This window comes from Enterococcus sp. DIV1421a (genome assembly GCF_051711025.1).
Lineage (GTDB): Bacteria > Bacillota > Bacilli > Lactobacillales > Enterococcaceae > Enterococcus_B > Enterococcus_B hirae.
The window spans coordinates 811815-837185 of sequence record NZ_JBIOLU010000001.1 but is presented as its reverse complement, the minus strand read 5'-3'; the positions used below and the strand labels follow the sequence as shown (position 1 = coordinate 837185).

The 25371-nt window shown below is 38.4% G+C and carries 23 protein-coding genes and 1 other annotated feature; of the genes, 3 read left to right on the top strand and 20 right to left on the bottom strand.

What is annotated here, in order from left to right; translation table 11 throughout:
* Window positions 1-2: 2 nt before the first annotated feature.
* The 8 genes from IGK21_RS03970 to sfsA all read right to left on the bottom strand — a co-directional run bounded on the left by IGK21_RS03970 (window position 3) and on the right by sfsA (window position 8504).
* Window positions 3-224 (bottom strand): hypothetical protein, encoded by a 222-nt coding sequence (locus IGK21_RS03970; protein ID WP_010719760.1) that lies wholly within the window; start codon window positions 222-224, stop codon window positions 3-5.
* A 63-nt stretch (window positions 225-287) separates the two neighbouring features.
* Window positions 288-1745, bottom strand: coding sequence for a PTS sugar transporter subunit IIC (locus IGK21_RS03965; protein ID WP_096709302.1), 1458 nt, complete (start codon window positions 1743-1745; stop codon window positions 288-290).
* A 124-nt stretch (window positions 1746-1869) separates the two neighbouring features.
* Window positions 1870-2190 (bottom strand): PTS lactose/cellobiose transporter subunit IIA, encoded by a 321-nt coding sequence (locus IGK21_RS03960; RefSeq protein WP_010719762.1) that lies wholly within the window; start codon window positions 2188-2190, stop codon window positions 1870-1872.
* A gap of 25 nt (window positions 2191-2215) precedes the next feature.
* On the bottom strand, window positions 2216-2533 hold the full coding sequence (locus IGK21_RS03955) for a PTS sugar transporter subunit IIB (protein ID WP_010719763.1): 318 nt from the start codon (window positions 2531-2533) through the stop codon (window positions 2216-2218).
* Between the two features lie 154 nt (window positions 2534-2687).
* Complete coding sequence (locus IGK21_RS03950) at window positions 2688-5390, bottom strand: sigma 54-interacting transcriptional regulator (protein WP_181914857.1); 2703 nt, start codon at window positions 5388-5390, stop codon at window positions 2688-2690.
* Window positions 5391-5454: 64 nt separating this feature from the next.
* A complete protein-coding gene (locus IGK21_RS03945) occupies window positions 5455-6744 on the bottom strand; it encodes a DEAD/DEAH box helicase (protein WP_181914856.1) in 1290 nt (429 codons plus the stop codon).
* 1 nt (window position 6745) lies between these two features.
* Entirely contained in the window at window positions 6746-7759 is a 1014-nt protein-coding gene (locus IGK21_RS03940) for a Gfo/Idh/MocA family protein (RefSeq protein WP_010738192.1), read from the bottom strand.
* A gap of 16 nt (window positions 7760-7775) precedes the next feature.
* Window positions 7776-8504, bottom strand: a complete 729-nt coding sequence (gene sfsA / locus IGK21_RS03935) for a DNA/RNA nuclease SfsA (RefSeq protein WP_096709303.1) — start codon at window positions 8502-8504, stop codon at window positions 7776-7778.
* Between the two features lie 161 nt (window positions 8505-8665).
* On the opposite strand from sfsA, the gene IGK21_RS03930 reads away from it, so the two are divergent.
* From IGK21_RS03930 to zwf, 3 genes are all read left to right on the top strand, one after another.
* Window positions 8666-9058 (top strand): DUF4828 domain-containing protein, encoded by a 393-nt coding sequence (locus IGK21_RS03930; protein WP_096709304.1) that lies wholly within the window; start codon window positions 8666-8668, stop codon window positions 9056-9058.
* 247 nt (window positions 9059-9305) lie between these two features.
* Window positions 9306-9953: a metal-dependent transcriptional regulator gene (locus tag IGK21_RS03925; protein ID WP_010719768.1), complete on the top strand. Its 648-nt coding sequence runs from the start codon at window positions 9306-9308 to the stop codon at window positions 9951-9953.
* Between the two features lie 14 nt (window positions 9954-9967).
* Complete coding sequence (gene zwf, locus IGK21_RS03920; protein WP_010719769.1) at window positions 9968-11497, top strand: glucose-6-phosphate dehydrogenase; 1530 nt, start codon at window positions 9968-9970, stop codon at window positions 11495-11497.
* Between the two features lie 219 nt (window positions 11498-11716).
* Here zwf and ileS read toward each other — a convergent pair whose 3' ends face one another.
* The 12 genes from ileS to mraY all read right to left on the bottom strand — a co-directional run bounded on the left by ileS (window position 11717) and on the right by mraY (window position 25365).
* Window positions 11717-14509: an isoleucine--tRNA ligase gene (gene ileS / locus IGK21_RS03915; protein WP_181914855.1), complete on the bottom strand. Its 2793-nt coding sequence runs from the start codon at window positions 14507-14509 to the stop codon at window positions 11717-11719.
* Window positions 14510-14566: 57 nt separating this feature from the next.
* Window positions 14567-14784, bottom strand: a binding site (T-box leader).
* Window positions 14768-15472, bottom strand: a complete 705-nt coding sequence (locus IGK21_RS03910; RefSeq protein WP_010719771.1) for a DivIVA domain-containing protein — start codon at window positions 15470-15472, stop codon at window positions 14768-14770. (Overlaps the previous feature by 17 nt.)
* Window positions 15473-15492: 20 nt before the next feature.
* Window positions 15493-16275, bottom strand: a complete 783-nt coding sequence (locus IGK21_RS03905) for an RNA-binding protein (protein WP_181914854.1) — start codon at window positions 16273-16275, stop codon at window positions 15493-15495.
* A 35-nt stretch (window positions 16276-16310) separates the two neighbouring features.
* On the bottom strand, window positions 16311-16580 hold the full coding sequence (locus tag IGK21_RS03900) for a YggT family protein (protein WP_181915170.1): 270 nt from the start codon (window positions 16578-16580) through the stop codon (window positions 16311-16313).
* Window positions 16581-16609: 29 nt separating this feature from the next.
* The gene (locus IGK21_RS03895; RefSeq protein WP_181914853.1) at window positions 16610-17206 is read right to left on the bottom strand and encodes a cell division protein SepF; all 597 of its coding nucleotides are present in this window, start codon (window positions 17204-17206) and stop codon (window positions 16610-16612) included.
* Window positions 17206-17892, bottom strand: coding sequence for a YggS family pyridoxal phosphate-dependent enzyme (locus IGK21_RS03890; RefSeq protein ID WP_010719774.1), 687 nt, complete (start codon window positions 17890-17892; stop codon window positions 17206-17208). The genes IGK21_RS03895 and IGK21_RS03890 overlap by 1 nt, the downstream gene beginning before the upstream one ends.
* 14 nt (window positions 17893-17906) lie before the next feature.
* Window positions 17907-19151: a cell division protein FtsZ gene (gene ftsZ / locus IGK21_RS03885; protein ID WP_010719775.1), complete on the bottom strand. Its 1245-nt coding sequence runs from the start codon at window positions 19149-19151 to the stop codon at window positions 17907-17909.
* A gap of 22 nt (window positions 19152-19173) precedes the next feature.
* Entirely contained in the window at window positions 19174-20502 is a 1329-nt protein-coding gene (ftsA, locus tag IGK21_RS03880; protein ID WP_010719776.1) for a cell division protein FtsA, read from the bottom strand.
* A gap of 153 nt (window positions 20503-20655) precedes the next feature.
* A complete protein-coding gene (locus IGK21_RS03875; RefSeq protein ID WP_161651877.1) occupies window positions 20656-21903 on the bottom strand; it encodes a cell division protein FtsQ/DivIB in 1248 nt (415 codons plus the stop codon).
* Between the two features lie 16 nt (window positions 21904-21919).
* Window positions 21920-23002 (bottom strand): undecaprenyldiphospho-muramoylpentapeptide beta-N-acetylglucosaminyltransferase, encoded by a 1083-nt coding sequence (murG, locus tag IGK21_RS03870; protein ID WP_010738199.1) that lies wholly within the window; start codon window positions 23000-23002, stop codon window positions 21920-21922.
* A gap of 16 nt (window positions 23003-23018) precedes the next feature.
* Window positions 23019-24389, bottom strand: coding sequence for a UDP-N-acetylmuramoyl-L-alanine--D-glutamate ligase (murD, locus tag IGK21_RS03865; RefSeq protein ID WP_034698808.1), 1371 nt, complete (start codon window positions 24387-24389; stop codon window positions 23019-23021).
* A 13-nt stretch (window positions 24390-24402) separates the two neighbouring features.
* Window positions 24403-25365 carry a phospho-N-acetylmuramoyl-pentapeptide-transferase gene (mraY, locus tag IGK21_RS03860; RefSeq protein ID WP_010719780.1) on the bottom strand — a complete coding sequence of 321 codons (963 nt, stop codon included), beginning with the start codon at window positions 25363-25365 and terminating at the stop codon, window positions 24403-24405.
* Window positions 25366-25371 lie beyond the last annotated feature (6 nt).

The following is a 25371-nucleotide window of genomic DNA, read 5'->3' as shown; positions in this document are numbered from 1 at the left end:
AGTTAAACTGCTGTTGCTTGAAAATATAAAACAGTGCCCCATGGTTGTGCTTTGATTAATGCTTTTGCTTTTTGTGCTGCTGCTTCTTTATCTTGTGCGCTCGTCTCAAAAAACAATTTGATCCCTTGTTTTTCTTTAAATGTATATGAAAAGCCATCTTCATTGTAACCTTCTAATAACTCTTTGATAGCATCTTGTTGCATGGCACTTGCGATTGAAATCATTTTAGTTCCTCCTAGATTATTGTTTAGAGAGCAGAAGCAAAAAATGCTTCTGCTCATTGATTTTTATTGTTCGCCTGCTGCTGGATCCATCTTATTCGCTGAGATAACGAACGGTGCCCAGATCAAGAAAGTAACAACCATACATACTAATGTCACGATTGGCGCACGCCAGTCTGCTCCGGTAGCTAGGAACGAGAGTAAGAATGGTGGAACAACCCATGTGACTTGTTGCGATACTGGGGCGACCAAACCAAAGTAAGTTGCTCCCCAACCTATAGCTGTTGCAACAACAGGTGCTAATAAAAATGGGATGAACATGATAGCGTTCAATACAATCGGCAAACCAAACATAACTGGTTCATTGATGTTGAAAATACCAGGTCCGATCGACAATTTAGCAACTGTTAAATAATCAGCACGTTTAGAAAGGAGTAAAATAGCAATCAATAGAACGATCGTACCACCAGAACCCCCGAACCAAGCGAAGGCATCAAAGGATCCACGAACCCACATATAAGCCTTACCATCTTCAATTGCATCTAAGACTGCAGGTGTTCCTGTTTTTCCATTGTAACCTTTTTGGAAAATATCGATATTGATCAATTGTGCTTGACCCCAAATTCCTTCTAAAACTGGAGCTAATACGTTTGGTCCATGAATACCAAAGAACCAGAAGATCTGAACAAAGACCGTAACGATCAATACAGCACCGATCCCTTGAGATAATCCCAAGAAAGGTTCAGCGATATATTTTTGAACTAAATCAATGATCAATTGTCCATCAGCGATACGACCAACGATATAATTAATAATAGCAATGACATATAAAGCGATCGTTGCTGGCAGAATTGCGGCAAAAGCCTTCGATACTGCTGGTGGTACAGAATCTGGCATTTTGATCGTAATGTTGGCTAACATTAATTTACAGAAAATAATGACAGAAATAGCACCCATAATCATGACTGTGAAATAAGAGTTTCCATTTAAATGATCAAGTTTTAGCCAACCCCAAAGACCAACAGATAAATTTCCATCCGCGATCGTTGCCCCTAATTCTGTTCCATTGATGGCATCAACGATATTTTGCGGAACATTCACGTTCAAAGCGGCTGACAATGAAGGACCAAAAGAAATTCCTTGGATCAAAGTTGCCAGACCAACGATCCCTCCGGCTAGGTCATTGACCCCATAAGCTCTCGCAAGATTGTATCCCCAAGAAAAGGCAAAAATCAAGCCGGCAATTGCTAAAGTTCCATTCCATACAAATCCATTAATTCCAATAATAACATTTAATACTGCAAAAATTCCTTTGTCCGCTGCTAAACTATCTGCATACGTACTATTAAATTGCTGTGGTAAATCTCGAATAATTGCATTGATCATTACAGCGACTGATCCCGCCATTGTTGCAGGTAAAGTACCGATAAAAGCGTCACGCAAAGCAACTAAATGTTTCTGCGCGCCAATTTTTGCGGCAACCGGAAGGATGTATTTCTCCATCCAACTTGTTAATCCGTTCATTTTTATATCCTCCTATAAGTTTTTTATATAAAGAATTGCTTCCTCATACCAAATTAAAAAAATCCGTTCAAAATTTTTTCTTCTTCCGTTCAAAAAAGAAGGTTCTATTTTCGTTCATCTGTCTTTATTCGACATTGATTCTTCGGTAAAGTTCAATAAGTTCTTCTGCTAAATCAGTAAAAGCAATCGACGTCATTAAATGGTCTTGACTGTGTACGGTCAATAACGTGACCTGAACATGGTTTCCTTGTGCTTCTTGTGTCAACATTTGCGTCTGTGAATGATGGGCTTGGACTAATGATTCCTTTGCATCCATTATTTTTTGATCCGCTAACTCGAAATTACCTTTTTTAGCCGCAGAAATCGCTTCCATTGCATCGCTCTTGGCATTACCACCAAACATGATGAGTCCCATGATGGCTTCGAGATTTTGTTGATCTTCCACATTTTTTCCTCCATTTCCTATAGATTTATTGCATCAAATTTTCGGCTTGTTCTAGTACTTTCGCACCATTCATCATGCCGTAATCTTGCATATTGATTACATCTAGCGGAATCCCTTTCGGTGCTAATTTTTGCTCAAATTGAGCTTTCATAAACCGGACTTGAGGTCCTAAAAGTAAGACATCGACATTTTTTGCTTCAAGATTATTATCAGCATCTGAAGCTGAAACAGCAAAAATATCTGCCTCCATTCCTTTTTCTTCTGCAGCTTTTTGCATTTTCGTAACTAGCAAACTTGTACTCATCCCCGCAGAGCATACTAACATAATCGTTTTTTTCGCCATTTTCTCCACTCCTTTTAATTTGTTTTACACATTTTTATAATGCAAGAAGCATGCCAAACAAAAAAAGAACCAAAATAGCGTTTTCATAGCCTTTGGTCCTTCTTTTCTGTGCGCACACTGATGATATCTGTGTAAAAAAATAGATTAGTGTGTTTTATTTTTTAATTTTATTTTCAATAAACATTTGCGTTAAGAAGGCAATCTCATTTTCTGGGATATTCACCTGATATTTCCGTTCCAATCCAATAAGATTCGTTCGAACGATGTCCATTTCTAAACGATAAATTTTTGAGAAAGTAGACAGATTCTCAAATTCTCGGGTCTTCTCATGCTTGATCAGTCCATCCAGTAAAAAGGCTAAATGAATCACGATCCCAATATCTACTCCTGGCTCTACTATAATTGAGAGATCCGTTTGGATTTGCTGGATGTTTTTTTGTAAAGAATGGATCAAAAGCTCTACCGAAGAAATCGAATTTAAAGAATCTTTTAATGAATCAACAATTTTGGCAGTTGGAACTTCATCATCAGCGATCCGCTTGAGCATATTCAATTTCTCATCGTTGAAGACATCATACGCTGAGAAAAACGGAATATTTTGGTAATCCACATCTACCGTGCCCGCAATGGCTTTGATCTCATATTCTTCTAATAATGCATCAATGTGTCGCTTAAATGATTCTCGTTCTAAAAACTGCATTTGGATCACTTCGACCTTTTTCTGGTCGATTACAGGAACAATCCGCTGGTATAATTTAGCTGCTACACCTTCCCCAGTAAAACAAGTAACGATCACCGCTTTTTTACGTTCATAGGTCTCAGTTTGTTCTTCTTTGAATTGGTCCTTGACGATCGTTTCAAAGGATATCTGGATACTTTGATAGATATCTTCCAAGCTCCGACCAACATTCGCCATCCGTAATGCCTCAATCACGATCATCGTACTACTCATTGTAATTGCTTTCGTTTTGATTCCAGTCTCTTCAAAAATCAAGTCACCAAAGGTATTTAAAGAACCCATATCCGTCAGTAAGATCAATCCATTCGTCAGACTTGCCTGACGATTTTGAACATAAGCCAGCACTTCTTCATACATCGTTTGGACTTCCATGGCTAACGGCATATTAAATGCTGTACCTAATTTCGTTCCTAATAATTCTTGCGCCATTTCCAACATACTTGAGGCGGTTTGTCTGCCGTGCATCAAAACTAAGACCTCAACTTTATTTTCTTTTACTGGTTCACTTTCGCCAAGATTAATGGAAAGAAACATACTGATAAAACCAATTTCGTCAAACGGAATTTCAATTTGTTGTTCTTCTTCAATGATCGTAGATAAATCAATGGCTACTTGAAATTCCTTTTTAAAATTTTTGCGTACGTTGTTGAGATCAGGATGAACAATCATGTGTCCTTCTTTGACCCGATCCAATGTACTTTGCAAATGAAGGGCAAAGGCAAATCGAGCTTTTTCATTGTAGATTCGATCCAACCTAGCTTCTGCAACATCGTATAACTCGTTGGTTAACCGCCAAATGTCATCTGGCAACAGATCTTTTGGAATCGTACTCTTTGTCAACTCTTTGACATAAGTTTGGAAATAAGCATCCACATCTTTCGAGATCAAAGTTTCTAAATCAATACTTTCGACACCCGTTTCTGATAAAGAAAGCATTTTTTCTTCGATATCATTATAGACCTGCATGTTTCGTTCTGGATCTTGTGACCAAACAACATCAGCAAAACCAGGCTCAAAAGTCAGGTATTGACTCTTACTATCCATAAAGCGATCCAAACGTTCAGGTACTTCTTTGATTTTCAATAACCCTTTTTGTACTTGGAGAGACAGTTCTTCTTTACGAATAATCAGTTTTTCTTCATTATGTGTCCGATAATGTAAAAATGACTTCGCACACACTAATTTCAAATCACGCTTGACTTGTCCGATATTTCCTTCTGCATCATAAAGCATAAATGCCAAAATGGCTTCTTTTTCGATATCAATACGTTGATTCAAACGATTGGCCTCTTGTTTGATAAATAAAGAAATGATTTCATAACGTTCATCTAATGAACGAGAAGCCAGATTTGGTAATGTGATTGCCATAGGAATTCGGCGATTAAAGGTTGTCAAAAAACTTTCGGATGACTCGGTGGTTGCTCCAATGATCTGAACAGATGCTTCATGGACGTGGGCGCTTTCTCCCAACGGACGATAGAACCCTTTATCAATAAAAGTAAACAACATTTCTTGTCCTTCTGGTGGTAAACGATGAATTTCATCAAGAAACAAGATCCCACCATTCGCTTTCGCAATCAACCCTTGACTATCTTGCGATGCCCCAGTATAAGCTCCTTTTTTGATTCCAAAAATATGTCCAAACAGTAACTGTGGATTCTGCGCATAATCCGCACAGTTAAATGAAACAAAAGGTGCATCTTCTGAGAGCATTTCAGAATCAATCGCAAAATGATACATACATTCTGCAAACATCGATTTACCCGTTCCTGTCTCACCAAAAATGATTGTATGCAATCCTCGAGGAGGATATAATATGGCTGCCTTAGCTTGCTGGATGCTTACTTTCAAAGAATCATTTTCACCAACTAGTGTATCAAACGTCACTTGGGTCGATGCATCAACGTGAACTTTGTCAGAGGCTGTTTTTTGCGGAGGCAATGAATAGACGACTGGTCTGCCGGAACTTTTGATAATATAGCGGTCTTTATAGAGATCGCTGAGATATCGACTTGCATTACTTCGATCGATTTTTAGATGTTTTGCCACATCACTTGCCGTCAATCCTTGCTGTTTCTCATGCAATAGATCCAATATTTCTTCTTGTCTTTCGTTCATACAATCCCCCACTATCCTCAAATAACGCTGATTGCGTTTTCAATATAATAACACAAAAAGGCGCTTATTTGCGCCTTGCTCCTTTATTTTTCTGCTTTTTTTGTTTGTTTTTAAGCTTTTTCTTTGGCGTACTATTTTTTTCAACTTGTTCTTTTTTCGAAGGACCAAATGGAGCATTTTTTTTTGTGTTTTTGTCATTGGCTTCTTCTTTTTGTGAGAGTTCTTTTTGTGGCAATTCTTTGACTAATTGTCCACCATGAAGAAAAATCTCTTCCATATCAATCGCCATATGACGTGTTAATTTTTTCAACTCTTTAACTGTATGATCTTGCACGAACGTGATCACGGTTCCGTCTTTCCCCATCCGTCCGGTTCGCCCTGAACGATGCAGATAAGCTTCTTCCGTTAAGGGAATTTCGGCATTCACAACATAAGGTAATTGTTCGATATCTAATCCTCTGGCTGCTACGTCAGTCGTGAACAACATCGTGATTTTTTTATTCTTGAATTGATCAAGTGCTGCTTTACGTAACAATTTATTTTGATCGGAAGCTAAGCTGCCAACTGAAACACCACGAAATTGTAATTTTTCTTCCATTGTCCCTAATTCATTGAGTTGGTTGAAAAAGACTAGTCCATGAAAATCTGTGACATAAGCAAGCCGTCTTAAATACTCTTCTTTTTTACGAGGTGGTATCCTTAAATAGTAATGTTGCTGACCTTTTCTAGAGTCATCGTCTTTTGTGACATCAACAACTGGGATGGAAGCCTTTGTGATTTCTTCAATTTTACTGATTGAGCGATCAGCTGTTGCTGAGAAGAATACTAATTGATAGTCCACAGGGGCTTGTCGCAAAATTTGTTCCACTAATGAACGATTCCCCTCATCAAACAATTGATCTGCTTCATCAAAAACAATCGTTTGCAACTGATGAGCTTTTAATTTTTTGGTCTTCATCAATTCCAGCACCCGTCCAGGAGTCCCTACTAAGACTTCTGGTCGTTTTTTCAAACCTTCGATCTGCCTTTTGACGTTAGCTCCGCCCACAAGTGATTGGACTTTTAATGCCAATCCTTTTGACCACTCACGAGCCACTTCTGCGACTTGAATTGCTAATTCTTGCGAAGAAACAAGGATTAGTAAAGTACTTCCCCCCTCTTTAGGGACATTCAGCAGCAAAGGTAAAAGATAAGCTAATGTTTTGCCTGAGCCGGTTGGTGAAATACCAATAATTGATTCTTTTTCTTTAAGCGGTTGAAAAGCAGCCTGTTGGATCAGAGAGGGTGTTTGAAATCCCTTTTCCTGCCATTTTTCTTGCCAAGCTTGTGGAAAGTTTTTTACAAATTCATTCATTTTAAAAATCGTCCTCATTATCGGCATCAAATTTGATGCCACCATTTATTCTAAGATCGTAAACTACTTGGTTCACATTGCGAGCAAGTTCGATCCATTCTTCATATCGTAATCCCCAAGCTGGATCGTTTGGATGATTGATCACATTGGCAAAATCAGCTGCCTCTTCTGCCATGGGATTTTCAGCTGCGGTAATTGCTAATGCATCAATTTCCTGATGTTCTCGATCATGGAACTCTGCTTTTTCAATCGCATTGACCCCATTCATGACTAATGTTCCTGAATTAAAGTAGATTTCTGAAGGTAAGTAAGAATCCCCGATTTTACCAGGTTGAATCGTGACATCAAAGGTCTCATAACGCAAGATCCCCCAACCTAATCCATCAACACCAGTTGAGATTTTCCGTGGGAAATAGTGAACTTCTGAAGGCATCCCAAACCATCCTATCGTAGCATAAACGAGATAAACGCCCAGATCCATCAGCGCACCACCAGAAAAACGGGTAGAGAAAATATTTGGTACTTCTCCTGCTAGTACTTGATCGTAACGAGAAGAATATTTCATATAACTAAAGTTGGCACCGAGGATCTCATCTTTCAATGGAAGATAGTCAGCAATTTTTTTGAATCCTGCTTCATGGATGTTTCGTGCAGCTTCAAAAAAATAAACATTTTTCTCATTCGCTAGATGAATGATCTCATCCATTTCTTTAGGCGTACTAAATGCCGGTTTTTCAACAATGACATTTTTCCCTGCTAAAATGCCTTGTTTTGCTTGTTGAAAATGCAGGCTGTTAGGTGAAGCAATGTATACCGTATCAAGATGTTCCAGACCAAAAAAAGTTTCTAAATCTGTCGCATAGGCAATATCTCCCTCATACTTGGCGCCAAATTCTTGTGCTTTTTCTAAATGTCTCGAATAAACTGCTGTTAATTCATATTGTTTCGTGCTTAATGCTGCTTGCACAAATTGATGGGTGATCCAGTTGGTACCAATAATTCCTAAATTGATCATTTCATTTACCTTCTTTCTATTTATTCGGGTCTTCAAACGATGCCTCTACATCAAATGGTATGGCTTGTTTCAAATTGACACAATCCGCTGTTACCTGACAATTATAGGCTAAAACATTCACGCCGTTTAACTGTCCGTAGCGTATGATATTGGCTAACTCCGGTTGCATTGCTTCGTTGATTGTTGCCAGATGAAGGTGTTCAAACTGTGCGATAAACAACACGTAAGTTTCATAGCCTTCCTGTCGCGCTTCCACTAATTCTTTCACATGTTTTAAACCTCGTAACGTTGGCGCATCAGGAAACGCCCCAATTCCTTTATTTTCTAAAGTCATTCCCTTTACTTCGACGAACACTTTTTGTCCTGAATCTGTTTCTAAATAAATATCAAATATGGACTGTCGATAGCGGACTTCACGCTTGAACTTAACGATTTTTCCGATCAACGATGGCAACTGGATTGTTCCAGATAAAATTCCTTCTAATGCCAAACGGTTGGGAAGTTGACTATCGATATTGAACCAGTTATCCCCTTTTTTCACAGCAATTAAATCATAATCTGTTTTCCGTTTTAAACTAGGTGTATATGCAACCGCTACTTTCGCTCCTGGGAGCAGGACTTCTTTACCTCTTCCAGTGTTTTTCACATGGACTACGATCACTTCTCCTTGTTGGTTCAAGCAATGAGCGATGAAACGATTCGGTCGTTCAATAAAAAAAGCGATTTCTACTTGCTGGTACTTCAAAAACGGTCACCTTTCTTCCTACTATGTATCCTACCATAATTTCACAAAAAACTCTTGAAAAACCAGTCGAAAGTCCTAGAGAAATCTTTATTTTTTTTAGGTACAATGAAACTGACAGAAAATGATCGTTGGAATTAAAAGAGGTTAGGAGTGACAATCGTATGATACGTAAAAAAACACTTTATGGAATCCTTGCATTTTTTGCTATTTTATTTGGAAAATTCTTTCTGAAAAAGAAACAGCCAACCACCAAAGACTTTGATCCAACGCAATATCATGGAACCTGGATCTTTATAGATAAAAATCAACAAAAACAACAACTACTGGTCACAGAAACGTTTGATTTATCTATCAACGGTCACTCCTTAGTAACTGAATTGGTCGAACTAACTCCACAGCAACTCGTCTTGCGAGATCAATATGGTTTTTATTTGATCCTATCATACAGTGATACGACCTTTTATGATGAATCATCCGATACTTCTTATACGTTGACAAAACAAAATAGTTCCTCAAAAGAGGGTGTGACAAGAGCGGCTAACTCTGAGAAATAAGTCGAAGAATTTCCAAAAATCTCCTCCTGTTTTTGGAATTCTTCGGCTTATTTTTGATAGAGCCACTTCTTGAACGACTTTTAGAGCAAGTCCTATATCCCAAACTCTTTTCATTCCCTTCATCATTGATTTACCTTTCTGTATTTCTTCGTTTATTTTACGTTTTTTGTCTAGAAAAATAGTCATTTGATGTTTTTTTTGATAAACTTACTAATGATGGTTTCATACCATGAAAGGATGATTAAACATGACACCAAATCGAGAAGATTACTTGAAAATCATTTTGGAATTAGGCGGAGACACGACAAAAGTAAATAATAAACAAATCGTTTCCAGTCTTGCTGTGTCCCCAGCTTCTGTTAGCGAAATGATTTCCAAACTTGTGAAAGAACAACTCGTTGAGCATTCTCCTTATCAAGGAGTTCAACTTACGGAGACTGGCTTACAAAAGGCAAGTAGTTTGATTCGCAAACATCGTTTATGGGAAGTTTTTTTAGTCGAACATTTAGATTATAGCTGGAACGAAGTCCATGATGATGCTGAGGTGTTGGAACATGTGACTTCAGAACAACTTGCTGACCATTTAGAAGACTATTTGAATCATCCTATGCACTGTCCACATGGTGGAATTATTCCTAAAAAAGAACAAGTGGTTCATGAAGAACGTAGACAAACATTAGAGTCTTATCCAGTTGGTTCTAAAGTTCGCATCGCTCGAGTGTTGGATGAAAAAGAACTATTGGACTATCTTGTGACGATTGACTTAAACATTGATGAAGAATATGAGATTGTAGATGTTGCCGCTTATGAAGGACCGATCACAATCCAAAATCAACAAAAGAAAATCCCTGTCAGCTTTAAAGCAGCCAGTACGATTTTTGTCGACAAATTATAAAGGAGTACACCCATATGGCTAATGAAAAAAATGTCTTATTTACAATCTTTGGTGGTACAGGTGATTTAGCACAACGCAAATTGTATCCTTCCTTGTTCCGCCTTTATAAAAAAGGAAATCTAGGAAAACATTTTGCAGTAATCGGTACTGCTCGTAGACCTTGGAGCGATGAACATTATCGTGAAGTGGTCGCTTCGACGATCCAGTCCTTGAATCCGACTGAAGAAGAAGCAAAAGAATTTGCTAGTCATTTCTACTATCAATCACATGATGTAAATGATTCTACCCACTACAATACTTTAAAAGACCTAGCTGACCGCTTAGATGAAACCTACCAATTAGCTGGCAATCGCATCTATTATTTAGCCATGTCTCCAGAATTTTTCGGTACGATCGTTTCTCATCTTAAATCGCAACATATCGTTACTGAAAATGGTTATAATCGCTTGATCATCGAAAAACCATTTGGTTCAGATTATCAATCTGCATTCGAGCTGAATGAAAAGATCCGTCAAGTCTTCCCTGAACAAGATATTTTTAGGATTGATCATTATTTAGGTAAAGAAATGATCCAAAATATCTCAGCAATTCGTTTTGCTAATAACATTTTTGAATCACAATGGAACAATCGCTATATCGATAATATTCAGATTACATTCGGTGAAGCTTTAGGTGTTGAAGATCGTGGTGGCTACTATGATCACAGTGGTGCTTTAAAAGATATGGTCCAAAACCACATTCTACAAGTACTAGCACTTTTAGCGATGGAACCTCCTGTCGCCTTTTCTGAAAAAGAAATTCGTGCAGAAAAAATCAAGGCACTGAAAGCTGTGCGAATCTATGAAAAATCTGAAGCATTAAAAAACTTTATCCGTGGGCAATATGCACCTGGTGAGTTAGATGGTAATACATTTAAAGGCTATCGTGAAGAAGATAAAGTAGATCCTGAATCTACTACCGAAACTTTTGTAGCTGGGAAGTTTGTCATTGACAATTTCCGCTGGTCAGGTGTTCCCTTTTATGTGCGCACTGGGAAACGTTTGACAGAAAAAGGAACTCGGATCAATATCGTCTTTAAACAAGTCCCAGTCAATGTTTTTAAAACTTCGGTCGAAGATGAACCTTGTGAAGATAGGACATTACCACCAAATGTTTTAACGATTTATATCCAACCAACGGAAGGTTTCTCTTTAACATTAAATGGAAAAGAGGTTGGACAAGGGTTTAACACTGAATTTAGAAGATTAGAGTACCGCAATAGCGCTGAAATGGTTGAAAACAGTCCTGAAGCTTATGAGAAGCTGCTTTTAGATGCTTTAAAAGGTGATGGTACAAACTTTTCACATTGGGAAGAAGTTGCTCAATCTTGGCATATCGTCGATGTCATTCGTAAAGCTTGGGATCAAGTGGAACCTGACTTCCCTAATTATAAAGCTGGAACAATGGGACCAGAAGCTGCATTTGAATTGCTGGAAAAAGATGGGTTTGAATGGATCTGGCAACCAGATGGCTGGTACCGTGATCGTGGAAAGCTAGAAGACTAGCTGTGTGTAACGTTTAAAAGTAAAAATTTACTAACATTAAGAGTCTGGGATATTAATCAGTTATGTTCTGATTAATATCCCAGACTTTTTGGCTCCTCTCGGCTCTATATGGATAATGAAATCACTCTATTAAAACGAAAAACATCAAAGCTAGTAATTCTTACTAACTTTGATGTTTTTTAGATAACTTTCCTTTAGTCACCAAACATGACCAAATTTTTATTCAAATCCTTCTGCCACTGCTTCTGGATAGTTTTCTTCAACGATGTGCGCACAGCGTCCACATAAGTGTGGTAATTTTTCATCAACGCCCACGTCTTTGCGGATTTGACGACAACGATCGCATGTTTGTCCGTCAGCTTTTTCTACTAAAATGGCTACGTCATCAAATTTCACCGCAGTTTCTGGTACTTCTGCGTTAGCTGACATCACTTCATAGTAATCTGGTGACACGATCAACAATTGTGGAATATCCGCATCCACAGCTGTCAGCAATCCACGAACTTGTTCATTTGGATAGATCGTTAACTTCGCTTCCAAAGATTTACCGATCAATTTATTATTTCGTGCTTCTTCTAAAGCTTTTAACACTTTATCACGGAAGTCCATAAATGCTGCCCAAGTATCCATCAATTCTTCTTGATTTGGATACTCTTGGTAACCTGGAAGTTCACTTAATTGAACAAACTTTTCTTCTTCTTTTAAGAAAGACCAAATTTCTTCTGCAGTATGTGGAATAATCGGTGTTAATAATTTTGTTAAAGCTACTGCTGTTTGATAAAACACAGTTTGCATGCAACGGCGTTGGTAATCATTTTCTGATTCGATATAAACAACATCTTTAGCAAAATCCAGATAGAACGCAGATAGATCTACTGTTAAAAAGTTCATTACGGTACGATAGATGTGCATGAAGTTATATTTCTCATATCCTTCTTCACGAATTTCTTTAATCACTTCGTTCAATCGGATAGTCATATATTTATCTACAGAACGTAATTCTTCAAATGAAATCGTATCTTTTTGTGGATCGAAGTCTTCAGTATTTGCAATCAAGAAGCGCATCGTATTTCTGATTTTGCGGTAAACTTCTGCTACTTGACTTAAAATGTCCATGGATACACGTACATCTGCTTCATAATCCACACTAGCTACCCACAAACGTAAGATATCCGCACCAAATTGTTTGATCACTTTATCTGGCAAGATCGTGTTACCTAACGACTTACTCATCTTACGCCCTTCGCCATCCAGAGTGAAGCCTTGAGAAAGGACAGATTTATACGGTGCAACCCCATTGATTGCCACACTTGTAGTAATACTTGAATTGAACCAGCCACGGTATTGATCAGAACCTTCTAGATACATATCAGCTGGGAATGATAGTTCTGGACGTTGACGCAAGACTGCTTCGTGAGAAGAACCTGAATCAAACCAAACATCCATGATATCTGTCTCTTTCGTAAACTGTCCATTCGGTGATCCTGGATGCGTAAAGCCTTCTGGAAGAAGATCTTTCGCTTCTTTCTCAAACCAAATGATTGAACCATGTTCAGCAAATAATTGCGCTACGTGTTCAATCGTTTCCGGCGTAATGATTGCTTCCCCATTTTCAGCGTAAAAGATTGGCAATGGCACACCCCATGCACGTTGACGTGAAATAACCCAGTCGCCACGATCACGGATCATATTATAAAGACGTGTTTTCCCCCAAGGAATGATCCAATCTACTTTCTCTACTTCCTCTAAAATATTTTGTCGGAAATCGTCGATTGATGCAAACCATTGTGGTGTAGCGCGATAAATCACAGGTTTTTTCGTACGCCAGTCATGAGGATAACTATGCGTAAAGAAGTCAAGTTTTAATAAAGCACCTTTTTCTTGTAACAAATCAGTAATCATTGGATTCGCTTTGTCGTAAAAGACCCCTTCAAATCCTGGTGCTTCTTCTGTATAAACCCCTTTTGAATCTACTGGAGAAACTACTGGCAATTTATATCTGTTTCCTGCAATATAGTCATCTTCCCCGTGACCTGGTGCTGTATGGACTAATCCAGTACCAGCGTCTAAAGTTACATGGTCGCCTAAGATGACTAATGATTCCCGCTCATAAAACGGATGCCAAGCAGTCATGTATTCCATTTCCTGACCAGCAATCTCTTTCAACACCTGAACATCAGACCAACCGATTTCAGTTTGAACTTTTTCTAATAAATCTTTTGCAACGACAAATTTACGTCCATCTGCTTCGATTAAAACGTACGTATAAGTTGGATTTACTGCAATCCCTTGGTTTGCTGGTAATGTCCATGGCGTAGTTGTCCAAATAACGAAAGCTGTATCTTCATCTAACAACCCTTTGCCATCTTTCACATTGAAAGCCACAAAGATAGAAGGAGACTTCACATCTTTATATTCGATTTCTGCTTCAGCAAGTGAAGATTCACTTGACGGAGACCAATAGATTGGTTTCAATCCTTTATAGATATAGCCTTTTTCAGCCATTTTACCGAAAACACGGATTTGTGCCGCTTCGTAAGAAGGATCCAACGTGACATATGGATGCTCCCAATCGCCTGCCACTCCTAGTCGTTTGAAATCTTCTCGTTGTTTGTCGACTTGTGAAAGGGCATATTCACGACATTTCTCTAAGTACTCTGACATTGTCATTTCTTTTCGTTTGATCCCTTTATTGGCTAATACTTGTTCAATCGGTAAACCGTGAGTATCCCAACCTGGAACATAAGGTGCACGAAATCCTGACATTGATTTTGAACGGATAATGATATCTTTACTGATTTTATTTAATGAATGTCCTAAATGGATATTTCCATTTGCATAAGGAGGTCCATCATGTAAGATGAAACTTGGCTTTCCTTCATTTAATTCTTGTCTTTTTTGATAAATTTTATTTTCTTCCCATTCTTTTTGCCAATCCGCTTCACGATTAGGCAAATTACCACGCATTGGGAATTTTGTTTTACCTAGTTGTAAGGTTTCTTTCATTTTCATAAACCAGTTACGCTCCTTCTTTCATCATTTTAAAGAACACAAAAAAGCATGTTCATCCAAAGGGACGAACATGCCGTGGTACCACCCAAATTCAGTTACATGATCATGTAACTCTTAAAAACCAATAACGAGGTCAACCGTTGTTTCTTACTCCTATTTCAGAAACAATTTTCGTAGAGGATCTTTCACTTTGCAGGGTCTTGCCGAACTTCCACTATCATCGGCTCGCTGAAAAGAATGACAAAATGCTTTTCTGTTCTACTCTTCGTCATCACCAGGAATGATCGAAATATCGATCGCCTGTGTATCAAATGCAGTCATTGGTGCTTCCATGATGCCTGTGTCTGAGTTTACATCAGTTTGATTTTCATTGTCAAGTTGTTTTGCTAAAACTTCTTTGATCACTTCATGACTATCTGACACATAGCTTGAGAAAGGTTGTAAAATTTCATCCCATTCTGGACTTTTTACTTGTTCTAATTGAGATTCTAACATCAAGCTGATTCGTTGGTGGAAAACTCGTGTTTTTTTCTTTAAGTCTTCTGTTTCAACTGCTAGCTGTTTTGCTTTTTCAGTTGCATCTGTTAGGATTTGTCTTGCTTTTTCTTCCGCATCTGTCGTTAATTGGTGCGCACGTTTTTCAGCCGTAGCCACTAATTCATCCGCTTTGTTTTGAGCAGATGTCACGATTACTTCGGACTCTTTACTTGCACTTGTTTTAACTTTATCCGCTGTGTCTTGTGCCACGATGATTGACTGATTCAATGCATCTTTTAGTTCATTGAAATATTCTAATTTTTCTTCTGAATGTTTCACTGCTTTTTCAAGTTCACGGTTTCGTTGCGTGATTTCTTCATAGTCACGAACAACTAAATCTAAGAAATCATCTACTTCGTCTTGATTGTATCCCCGCATTTTTGTGGGGAATGTTTTGTTTTGGATATCTAATGGAGTTAAAGCCATGTGTAAACCACCTTTTTGTTTTATTTACGTAATACACCAAATAATACCCTGTATTTTTCTTTTTTAGTTTTTCCTTCAAGTTCTTGAATTTGGATTCGACCAAATCCTCTGATCGAAACGATATCTAATAACTCAAGCAAAAAATCAGGGCGTGTATTTTCTGTCCAATTTACTTTTACTTTTCCAGACTCAATCAGCTGCTTCGAACGCTGTCTGGAAATATTATAAATCTCCGAGATCACGCTGTCTAGTCTCAATGAAGTCACTGTACCTCTTTCTTGTGTCCAACCATCTTTTGGCACAAGTAATTCCGTATACTTGATTGGCTCCATCCGAACAGAGACTTTGCCGATTTTTGTTACTTGCGTTGCTACAAACTGTTCAACTTCTCTTGCAATGAACACTTGCCAGCGATCACCATCAGAAATGATATCACCAAAGTAAGCTCGTTTGATACCTGTACCAACCAATGTACCTAATACTTTTCCATGAGTCAAACTAGCAAACTTACTCGGATAATGGATTTCATAAAGTGACACCTCAAAATCTTCGTCAGTAGGCTCATAATAGTCAGGAAAAATCAAACATCGCTTCCGTTCTGCTTGCTCATAACCGCCATAAAATGAAAAGTGTAATTCACTATCTTGACGGATCAGCGTCTCTAGTATATAGGATTGTCTTGGATCAAGAAAGGCAGTAAGATAAGGTGCATATTGCCCTTGTACCTGTTCGATCCAATCACCTACTGAATCGATGAAAGAACGTTCATCTGCACGGAAATGCTGATAAACATTAGCGTCCATATTTTCCCCTCCTATCAGCTACTCCTTTGATCGTTTTAATAAATTGCCATGACTATCCATAAAACGATATGTTGAAGACCTTGTACTGCTAAGTTTAAAATCAAGATCGCAGCTAGAATCGTAAAATCAATTCCACCAAATCGAAGTGGAAGCCGATCAAATAACTGGATATACGGTTCACAGATTTTTGCTAAAAAGCGACCAATCCCTGATTGATATCCTCCTGGAAACCAGGATAAAAGTGCATAAACCATTAACAAAAAACTGTAAAAGTAGGCTGCTCGTCCCAGCAGATTAAGTAATATAAAAATAATATAAATTGTCGTTCCTCCTCTTATAGGTCAAATAGGTTCACGTCTGCAAAAGATTGTGCTGTTGAACTATCGATTTCCATTCCAGTTGGCGTGCATAGAAAAATCTCGTCACCTACTCGCTTAATGTCACCATCTAATGCATAGACAGTGCCAGTTAAAAAATCAACGATTCTTCTCGCTTGTTTTTCTTCTACTAAATGGAAATTTACTAATGTTGCTTCACCAGCAATGATTCGTTTGGCAATAGCCATTGCTTCAGAATAAGCTCGTGGTTCCATGACCGTAATTTTTTCAGCTAAATTTGTTTTAGGTGTAAAAGAAGTTTTTGCTGTTTCTTCTTTACGTGTTTTTTTAGCTGGTGTTTGATGTAATTCAATCACTTTTTTTGTTTCATTTGCCGCTACACTTTCACGAGCAACAGGACGTGTTGTTTGTTGCGCACGTGGCTTTGAGACAGCTCTTGGCTGGCTCATTTGAGATTGTGTTGGCTGTATTGGTTTCTTTTTTGTTGTAGGCTGTGCTACAGCCGGCTTAGATGTTTCAGGATACTCCTCGTACTCTTCCTCATCAGCTAATCCGAAAAAATTAGCAATCGCACCTCTATTTAAAAGTGGCATTATTGTTCCTCCTCGTCTTTGAATAGCGCTGTTCCTACACGGATGAATGTGGCACCTTCTTCGATTGCCAGTTGAAAGTCCTGACTCATTCCCATGCTTAATTCCGTACATGGTGCATGCGAAAAACCTTTCGAATGAACAAGATCACGCAATTCTTTCAGCGTTCCAAATACTTTGCGAATTTGTTTAGCAGAAGCCTCTTTAGGTGCCATCGTCATTAAACCAACAACTTTTATTTTAGACAAAGCAACTAAAGATTCGATAAAAGGAACCAGCTCTTCTGGCGAAAAACCATGTTTGGATGCTTCACCAGATACATTCACTTCCACAAAACAATCGAGGGGTTTTGTTGCCCTTTTTTGTATTTCTTCTGCTAATTTCAAACTGTCTAATGCGTGAAAGCAATCAATTTCATTTATAATCAATTTTACCTTTCTACGCTGCAAATTACCAATTAAATGCCACTTTACATCAGGATAATTAACTAAATCTTGTTTTTTTTGTAACAATTTATCTACGCGGTTTTCTGCGCAGTTTTTTACACCCTGTTCAATCAATTTTTCTGCCGTAGCAGAATCCACTGATTTGGTGACAGCGACTAGTGTGACTTCTTTCGGATCACGATGAACAAGAGCACACGAGTCCTGAATCTCTTGCTCGATTTTTAGCAAGTTGTCAGCAATCATGTGCTCTTCCTCCTTTATTTTTTACGACGGAAAAATGGTGGTGTACTTAGTTCATCGTCACCTTTTGCTTTTGTTTCTTCACGATTGAATGTATCAAATTCTTTTTTTTCGATAGGTTCAAAATTCGTTTCTTCAACTCTAGGACGGACATTTTGTTCACGTCTGATGTCCCAGTCACCAAAACTGCTATTTTCTTCTTCAGCAGAGATTGGTTTTGCTTGATCCATATCTAAAACTGTTTTTTGAGTAGATGATTGCATTTGTGTTTGTCTAGCCGGACGACTAGACTTGCGTTCCTTTTTTGATTCGTCGATACCCGTTGCAATAACCGTTACACGGATTTCATCGCCCATTTCTTCATTGATTGATGTACCTAGAATGATGTTAACATCGCCTGTAGCAGCATTTGCTACGATATCTGAAGCATCTTGAGCTTCAAATAAAGTCATGTCTAAGCCACCAGTGATGTTAAGCAAGACTTGCTCAGCTCCATCGATTGATGTTTCAAGAAGTGGAGAAGAAATAGCTTTCTTCGTTGCTTCGATCACACGTTCTTCACCGCTTGCTACACCGATACCCATTAACGCTGTTCCTTGGTTTTCCATAACAGTTTTCACATCAGCAAAGTCAAGGTTAACGTAACCTGGGGCTGTAATCAAATCTGAGATCCCTTGAACCCCTTGACGTAATACATTATCAGCTTCACGGAAAGCTTCTAACATTGGTGTTTTCTTGTCAACTACTTCAAGAAGACGGTTGTTTGAGATAATCAATAATGTATCGACGTTTTCTTTCAAACGTGCGATACCTTCAGCAGCAAATCTGCCACGTTTTGGTCCTTCAAAAGTGAATGGTCGAGTTACGACACCAACAGTTAAAGCACCAAGTTCTTTAGCAATTCCTGCTACGATTGGAGCAGCACCTGTACCAGTTCCGCCTCCCATACCTGCAGTAATGAAAATCATGTCAGCGCCATCTAAGGCTTCGCGTAAAGCTTGTTCACTTTCTTCGGCAGCTTTTTGACCAACTTCTGGTTGAGAGCCTGCACCTAGTCCGCGTGTATATTTAGGTCCTAATTGGATAACTGTTTCAGCTTTTGAATTTTTCAATGCTTGGACATCTGTGTTGGCAGTGATGAACTCAACACCTTTTACATTTTCTTCAATCATACGGTTAACAGCATTTCCACCGCCGCCACCGACACCGATGACTTTGATTACTGCGCCGTCATTGATATTATTATCAATTGAGAATTCCATATTTTATTCCTCCCAGGATGAATTAATCAAAAATTTTTGAAAAGAAACCTTTAATTTTAGTTGTTACATCTTCGTCTGATTTCTTTTGTTCAGGTTCGTCGTAGACCGTTTCTTCTGGAACATCATAGCTATCATTATCATATGATGTCACTTCTTGTTCTACAGTTGTGTGATGCGCGACCACTGTTTCACCTGTCACAGCAATTTTAGCCAATTGATAGACTTCACTCAAGTTAGCTGAGTAATCCACGATGCTGATTACATTAGTAAAGACTGGATTACGAAGTCCCATTTGGTTAGGTACATATAGCTTAACATTCACACCAAAAATCTCTTGTGCCAGATCAACAACACCTGGAAGGCTTGCAGCACCACCAGTTAGTACGATACCACCAGGTAACTCTAGTGCTTCGATTTGGTCTAACGCTTCTTTGGCTTTATTGAAAATCTGTTCCATACGGGCTGAAATCACTTCTGATAAATAGCGTTCATCCACTTTGACAGGTTCAGATTGACCGATCACATCTACTGGAAACTCTTCATTTGCAGAAGTACGTTCTGGATAAGCATCCCCATAATTGATTTTTAACGCTTCAGCATTATTGAATGACGTATTCAACACAATCGAGATATCTTTTGTGACGAACTCGCCACCTTCTTGATCTAGACTAGTGAACTTCAATTGTTTGTCATGCATAACAGCTGTTGTTGTTTGTCCACCGCCCATATCAATCACGATCGTTCCAAAATCTTTTTCTCCATCTGAAAGGATTGTTTCTGTTAAAGCTAATGGTGTAATGACTAATTCATTGACAACCAATCCTGCATTTTCTACACATTTACGGATATTATGAACAATCGTCTTTGGCCCAGTAAATAACAAGCCATACATTTCTAATCTGACACCGATCATTCCACGAGGATCTTTGATTCCTTCGAATCCATCAACGGTAAAGTCTTGTGGCAAAATTGATACGATTTGACGTTCAGGAGGAATTGAACGAACAAGGGCAGCTGAAGCCACGTTTCTGACATCTTCATCGGTGATTTCTTTCGAATCCCCGTTTACTGCAATCATTCCTTGGCAATTTTCCACTTCAAGCAAGTTTGCTGGTAGACCAACACTAACCCCTTTGATCTGTATTCCTGCTTTTTCTTCTGCTTGTCTTACTGCTCGTTGTATCGCTTGGACCGTTTTATCGATATCAACGATAATGCCGCGGTTAATCCCTTCTGATTTTGCGTTTCCTACTCCAATAATATTCATTTGGCTGTCGATATATTCAGCCACGACAACTTTGACAGATGTCGTTCCAATATCAAGGCCTACATACATTCCTGTTTTTGCCATGAACGGGATTCCCTCCTACTTACTATTCCATATACAAGCGAACAACTAACGTCCGTTTTTAAATATACTTTAATAGATATATTCACTGCCTTCAATTCTACCATAAATTACCGGTTTTTAGAAAGTAGATTATCACTTTTTAAAGCTGTTTTATTAATTTTCGGTTAAATCTGAAGACGATGAACTTGAATTGTCATCGATTTGGCTAGATTCACTTGTATTCTCTGACTGACCTGCTTGATTTGACTCAACTGATTCCGAAGATTGGTCTGACTGATCACTTGATGCTCCCGATTGTCCTGTGAGATTTTCGGTAGAACTTGTCTGCGCAGATGGATCTGTTGCTCCGCCATTCTCCTTCTTGCTTTCACTGTAAGGATAAGAGAAAATCCCTACCTCCATATCAATGACGCCCTTTTCCTTCATCTCTTTAGCGACTTGTGGATAATATTTCATTTGACTGGCTAGATTTTGAATATTGACAATCACTTGGTTTCCATCATTCATATTTAGTTGGATCAAATTTTTATTGCTCTCTTTTGGTGTATATTTGATTTCTGAAATTGCTTTTTGTAATTCTGAAGTTAATTGATTATATTCTTTAACCAATTGACTAATTTTGGCGTTATCTGTGAAATTCTCTAGAATTGGTAAATTCTTAGTCGGATTTGCTACTTTTTCCTTTAAGACTTTCCCATTTTCGATTACAGGAAAATATTCGCCGTCCTTCATCACTAAAGCAATCTCTTTGTATTCTTTGATAGCCAACTCAAAAGTATTGATTGACTTAAAATGCAATTGTGCGCTCTCTACTCTTGGTTGTTCTTTTTTCAATGTATCAAGATATTGGTTTTTATGGAAATACTGACTCCAAACATTTCCATCAATTGCCAAATGAGAGTCGGCAATGGCTGTTTGACTCGTAATCATTTGGTTCCCTGAAACTGTTATCCCTTGCAGTCGACTATAAGGGGAAACATAATAAATCAAAAAAATCAGTGGGATCGTTAGGATTGAAATAATAAAAGTCAGTCTTCGATAAAGAACTTTATTTCGTTGATTTTTCAGATTCGGTAGCCGATTTAAAAAAGAGCCATTATAAGGACTACCAATTTTTGGTTGTTCAATTTTTTCAAATGGCTCAGAGTCTCCTTTTTTCATTGGATCAGAAGCGGTTGCTTCTTGCTTCTCACCTTCCGCTGAGTCTGCTTCTTTAGTAGCGGAAGTGGATGCTGCCGGCTCATTTGTATTTTCATTTTTTTCTTCTTTTTGCTCTTCTTTTTGTTCTTCCTTTTTTTCGTGTTCTGCCAAATATTTCCGGTTGGCCTTTTGCCAAGGAGTTAGATTTTGTTCACCCTCAGATTCATTTGGCAGCTTGTCTGGCTTTTTTTTCTTACTCACTAAGACCACACCACCTTTATTTTTGAATTAATGATTTTACTAGCTCGTACATTCTTTCTGATGCGTCTGGGATTCCTTGCTGTTTAGAAGCTAAAGACATTTGTTTTTGTAATTGATCATTAGTCATGATCTCTTCAATCGCTTGTTTTAGGGAACGTCCATCTAATTCGTCATCTTTGATCATCTTCGCTGCATTGTTTTTGACTAAGCTCATTGCATTTTTTGTCTGATGGTCATTCGTCACATAAGGACTTGGAATTAGAATAGCTGGCAAACCTAAAGCTGTTAATTCAGCAATCGAAGTCGCACCTGCTCTACCAACCAATAGATCGCTTGATGCCATTACTTCTGCCATTTTATTGATATAAGGCTGTATGCTGACATTGGCACAAGCAGGAACTTTCGTTTGGATATCTTTATAATAGCGTTCGCCTGAGGCATACAGAACCTGGTATTCCTGATCGAACGACATTAAAAATTCTGTCACTGCCTGATTGATTTTTAAAGCCCCTTGACTACCACCAAAAATCAAGACTGTTTTTTTCTCTGGATCAAGTCCATAAGTGGCTAAAATTTTCGATTTATCCATATCCGCAACTTCTTGCGCCCGAGGATTACCGATCAAAGACGATTTTTCTGCAGGAAAAAATGGAGCAGCATCTTCAAAAGAAAGTGCGATTCGATCCACATAGCGACTTAAAAATTTATTGGTGATGCCAGGCACACTATTTTGTTCATGGATGATCGTAGGAATCGCTAACTTAGATGCCGCATAGACTACTGCACCCGACACGTAGCCCCCAGTCCCAATCACCACATCTGGTTTAAATTCTTTTAAAATTTTTTTTGCTTCTCGAATACTTTTTAAAAAAAGTTGGATAGTCTTCAGATTATGTAGCGAAAGTTTTCGCTGAAATCCTTGTATTTCTAGCGTACGAAAAGGCATCCCGGTCTCAGGAACAATCTTATTTTCTAAGCCTCTTTGCGCTCCAACGTACATAAACTCAGTATTCGGCTCTTTTGTTTTTACATAATTGACGAAGGCTAGTGCTGGATAAATATGCCCGCCAGTTCCGCCACCAGTAACCAAAATTTTCATTCATTCTCGCTCGTTTCTACTTTTGTATAGTTAGTTTATTGACAGCTTCCATAAACCGTTCGCCTCTAATTTCAAAATTAGGGTATTGATCCCAACTTGCATTTGCTGGTGACAATAAGATCGAATCACCCTCTTCACTCAATTCAAGGGCGATCGGTACAGCGGCTTCTGCGTTTTCAGCTGTCTTGATCACAGGAATACCTGCTTTCTTGCCCGCATCCGCTAATCTATTTTGAGTTTCCCCAAAAGTAATCAACGCTTTGATGCCTTTTAAAGCTGGTATCAACTCATCAAATGAATTTCCCCGATCCAGACCTCCAGCGATTAATACTAATTGATTTAACTGAAAACCACTTAATGCCATTTTAGTAGCTAAAATATTAGTTGCTTTTGAATCGTTATAAAACTTCCTTCCTTGGAATTCCCCCACATACTGTGTACGATGCGGTACTCCATGGAAATGGTGTAAAGCATTTTTGATCGCTTCATTTGAGATACCATATAATTTAGCAACTGAGATGGCAGCTAGTGCGTTCTCAACATTGTGTGAACCAGGAACACCCAATTCTGTAATATCCATGATTTTTTCTTGGTTATAGTAGATACTACCATCTAAAGAATAGGCACCTTTAGGTAGTTTTTGTTCCGTCGCAAAAGGCAACACCGTTGCTTTAGTCTTTTTACTGAGTTCTCTTAGCTCTTCTTGATTCCAATTCAAGATCAAATAATCTTTCTCTGTCATATTCTGTTGTAAATGCCATTTTGCTTTTACATATTCTTTTCTCGTTTTGTGGTAATCGATATGAGCCTCATAAATATTGGTTACTACTGCTACATGGGGACGAAAATCAGTGATTCCCATCAATTGGAAACTAGATAGTTCCATAACGATTTTATCGTCAGCTGTTGCTTCTTGCGCCACACTACTAGCTGGATAACCGATATTCCCGGCTAGGCGAGCTGTTCCTGGCAAATCACCAGCGTTCAATAACAAGCCTGTCATAGTTGTTGTTGTTGTTTTACCATTTGTTCCTGTAATCCCAATAATCGGACATTCCGCTACCTCGTAAGCTAATTCCACTTCCGTAATTACCGGAATACCCAGTTCTTGTGCTTTTTGAACAAATGGATGACTATACGGAATCCCCGGATTTTTCACCATCAAAGAAAATTCTTCATCCAATAATTCAATCGGATGGCTTCCAGCAATCACTTTGACTCCCAGTGATAGCAACTCTTGTGCTTCTGGATTTTCATCAAACGGCTTTCCGTCATTAACAGTGACAAGTGCGCCCAACTCATGTAACAGTTTGGCCGCACTAAATCCACTTTTCGCTAATCCAAGAACAAGGACTTTTTTGTTTTCATATGTTGAAATTTTTTTCATTTCCTGTCATCTCCTACCAAATGAACCATAGTGTTATTAAAGAAGTTACAATACTTACTAACCAAAAAATGATGTCGATCTTCCATTCCGACCAACCACACATTTCAAAATGATGATGGATAGGAGACATTTTGAAGATACGTTTTCCTGTTAATTTGAAAGAAGTAACTTGAAGCATCACACTTGCTGTCTCCATAACATAAATCAAACCAACTAATAACAATGTCCATTCTTGGTTTAACATAATAGAAATTGCTGCCAATAATCCACCTAATGCCAGAGAACCAACATCGCCCATGAATATTTTGGCTGGTTTACGATTATAAGCAAAAAAGCCAAGTAACCCACCAAGCACACTTAAACAAATAACTAAGACATCATATTGTTGTTGATGCCAAGCAATGATCCCGTACGTTGCAAAAGAGATCGTTCCTAGTCCAGCAACTAATCCGTCAATCCCATCTGTCAGATTAACCGCGTTTGAAAAACCAACAAGCCAGAAAATAGCAAATACCCCATAGAATAGTCCAAGTGGCAACTCTATTCCAAAGAAATTTAACGTACCAGGATAGCCTTCTGAACGATAGACAAGATAAAAAATGATCCCGCCAATGATCTGCCCTAGCAGTTTTTGTTTAGAATTTAGCCCCATGTTTCGTTTTTTAAAGATTTTAATGAAATCATCTAAAAATCCGATCACACCATATAAAGCTAAAACAAATAGTAGGATGAAAAGAGTAGGCGTCAACTGATTTTGCCAAGCGCCAACCCAAATTCCGGTTAATATTGCTGCAACTAAAAACACCAATCCACCCATCGTTGGAGTTCCGGCTTTTACATTATGCCATTTTGGTCCTTCTTCACGAATCGCCTGCCCTTGTTTTTTCATTTGAAAATACCCAATAAATAGTGGCATTGCTGCAATAGTCATTGCACAACTACTAACGATAGGAATCAATGCTTGTGTCCACTCCATACTCTT

What these genes read in the sequence shown, in the direction of transcription:
- IGK21_RS03970 (WP_010719760.1), bottom strand. Translation starts at nt 224, where the DNA reads ATGATTTCAATCGCAAGTGCCATGCAACAAGATGCTATCAAAGAGTTA.
- IGK21_RS03965 (WP_096709302.1), bottom strand. Translation starts at nt 1,745, where the DNA reads ATGAACGGATTAACAAGTTGGATGGAGAAATACATCCTTCCGGTTGCC.
- IGK21_RS03955 (WP_010719763.1), bottom strand. Translation starts at nt 2,533, where the DNA reads ATGGCGAAAAAAACGATTATGTTAGTATGCTCTGCGGGGATGAGTACA.
- IGK21_RS03950 (WP_181914857.1), bottom strand. Translation starts at nt 5,390, where the DNA reads ATGAACGAAAGACAAGAAGAAATATTGGATCTATTGCATGAGAAACAG.
- IGK21_RS03945 (WP_181914856.1), bottom strand. Translation starts at nt 6,744, where the DNA reads ATGAATGAATTTGTAAAAAACTTTCCACAAGCTTGGCAAGAAAAATGG.
- IGK21_RS03940 (WP_010738192.1), bottom strand. Translation starts at nt 7,759, where the DNA reads ATGATCAATTTAGGAATTATTGGTACCAACTGGATCACCCATCAATTT.
- IGK21_RS03930 (WP_096709304.1), top strand. Translation starts at nt 8,666, where the DNA reads ATGATACGTAAAAAAACACTTTATGGAATCCTTGCATTTTTTGCTATT.
- IGK21_RS03925 (WP_010719768.1), top strand. Translation starts at nt 9,306, where the DNA reads ATGACACCAAATCGAGAAGATTACTTGAAAATCATTTTGGAATTAGGC.
- zwf (WP_010719769.1), top strand. Translation starts at nt 9,968, where the DNA reads ATGGCTAATGAAAAAAATGTCTTATTTACAATCTTTGGTGGTACAGGT.
- ileS (WP_181914855.1), bottom strand. Translation starts at nt 14,509, where the DNA reads ATGAAAATGAAAGAAACCTTACAACTAGGTAAAACAAAATTCCCAATG.
- IGK21_RS03910 (WP_010719771.1), bottom strand. Translation starts at nt 15,472, where the DNA reads ATGGCTTTAACTCCATTAGATATCCAAAACAAAACATTCCCCACAAAA.
- IGK21_RS03905 (WP_181914854.1), bottom strand. Translation starts at nt 16,275, where the DNA reads ATGGACGCTAATGTTTATCAGCATTTCCGTGCAGATGAACGTTCTTTC.
- IGK21_RS03895 (WP_181914853.1), bottom strand. Translation starts at nt 17,206, where the DNA reads ATGCCACTTTTAAATAGAGGTGCGATTGCTAATTTTTTCGGATTAGCT.
- IGK21_RS03890 (WP_010719774.1), bottom strand. Translation starts at nt 17,892, where the DNA reads ATGATTGCTGACAACTTGCTAAAAATCGAGCAAGAGATTCAGGACTCG.
- ftsZ (WP_010719775.1), bottom strand. Translation starts at nt 19,151, where the DNA reads ATGGAATTCTCAATTGATAATAATATCAATGACGGCGCAGTAATCAAA.
- ftsA (WP_010719776.1), bottom strand. Translation starts at nt 20,502, where the DNA reads ATGGCAAAAACAGGAATGTATGTAGGCCTTGATATTGGAACGACATCT.
- murG (WP_010738199.1), bottom strand. Translation starts at nt 23,002, where the DNA reads ATGAAAATTTTGGTTACTGGTGGCGGAACTGGCGGGCATATTTATCCA.
- murD (WP_034698808.1), bottom strand. Translation starts at nt 24,389, where the DNA reads ATGAAAAAAATTTCAACATATGAAAACAAAAAAGTCCTTGTTCTTGGA.
- mraY (WP_010719780.1), bottom strand. Translation starts at nt 25,365, where the DNA reads ATGGAGTGGACACAAGCATTGATTCCTATCGTTAGTAGTTGTGCAATG.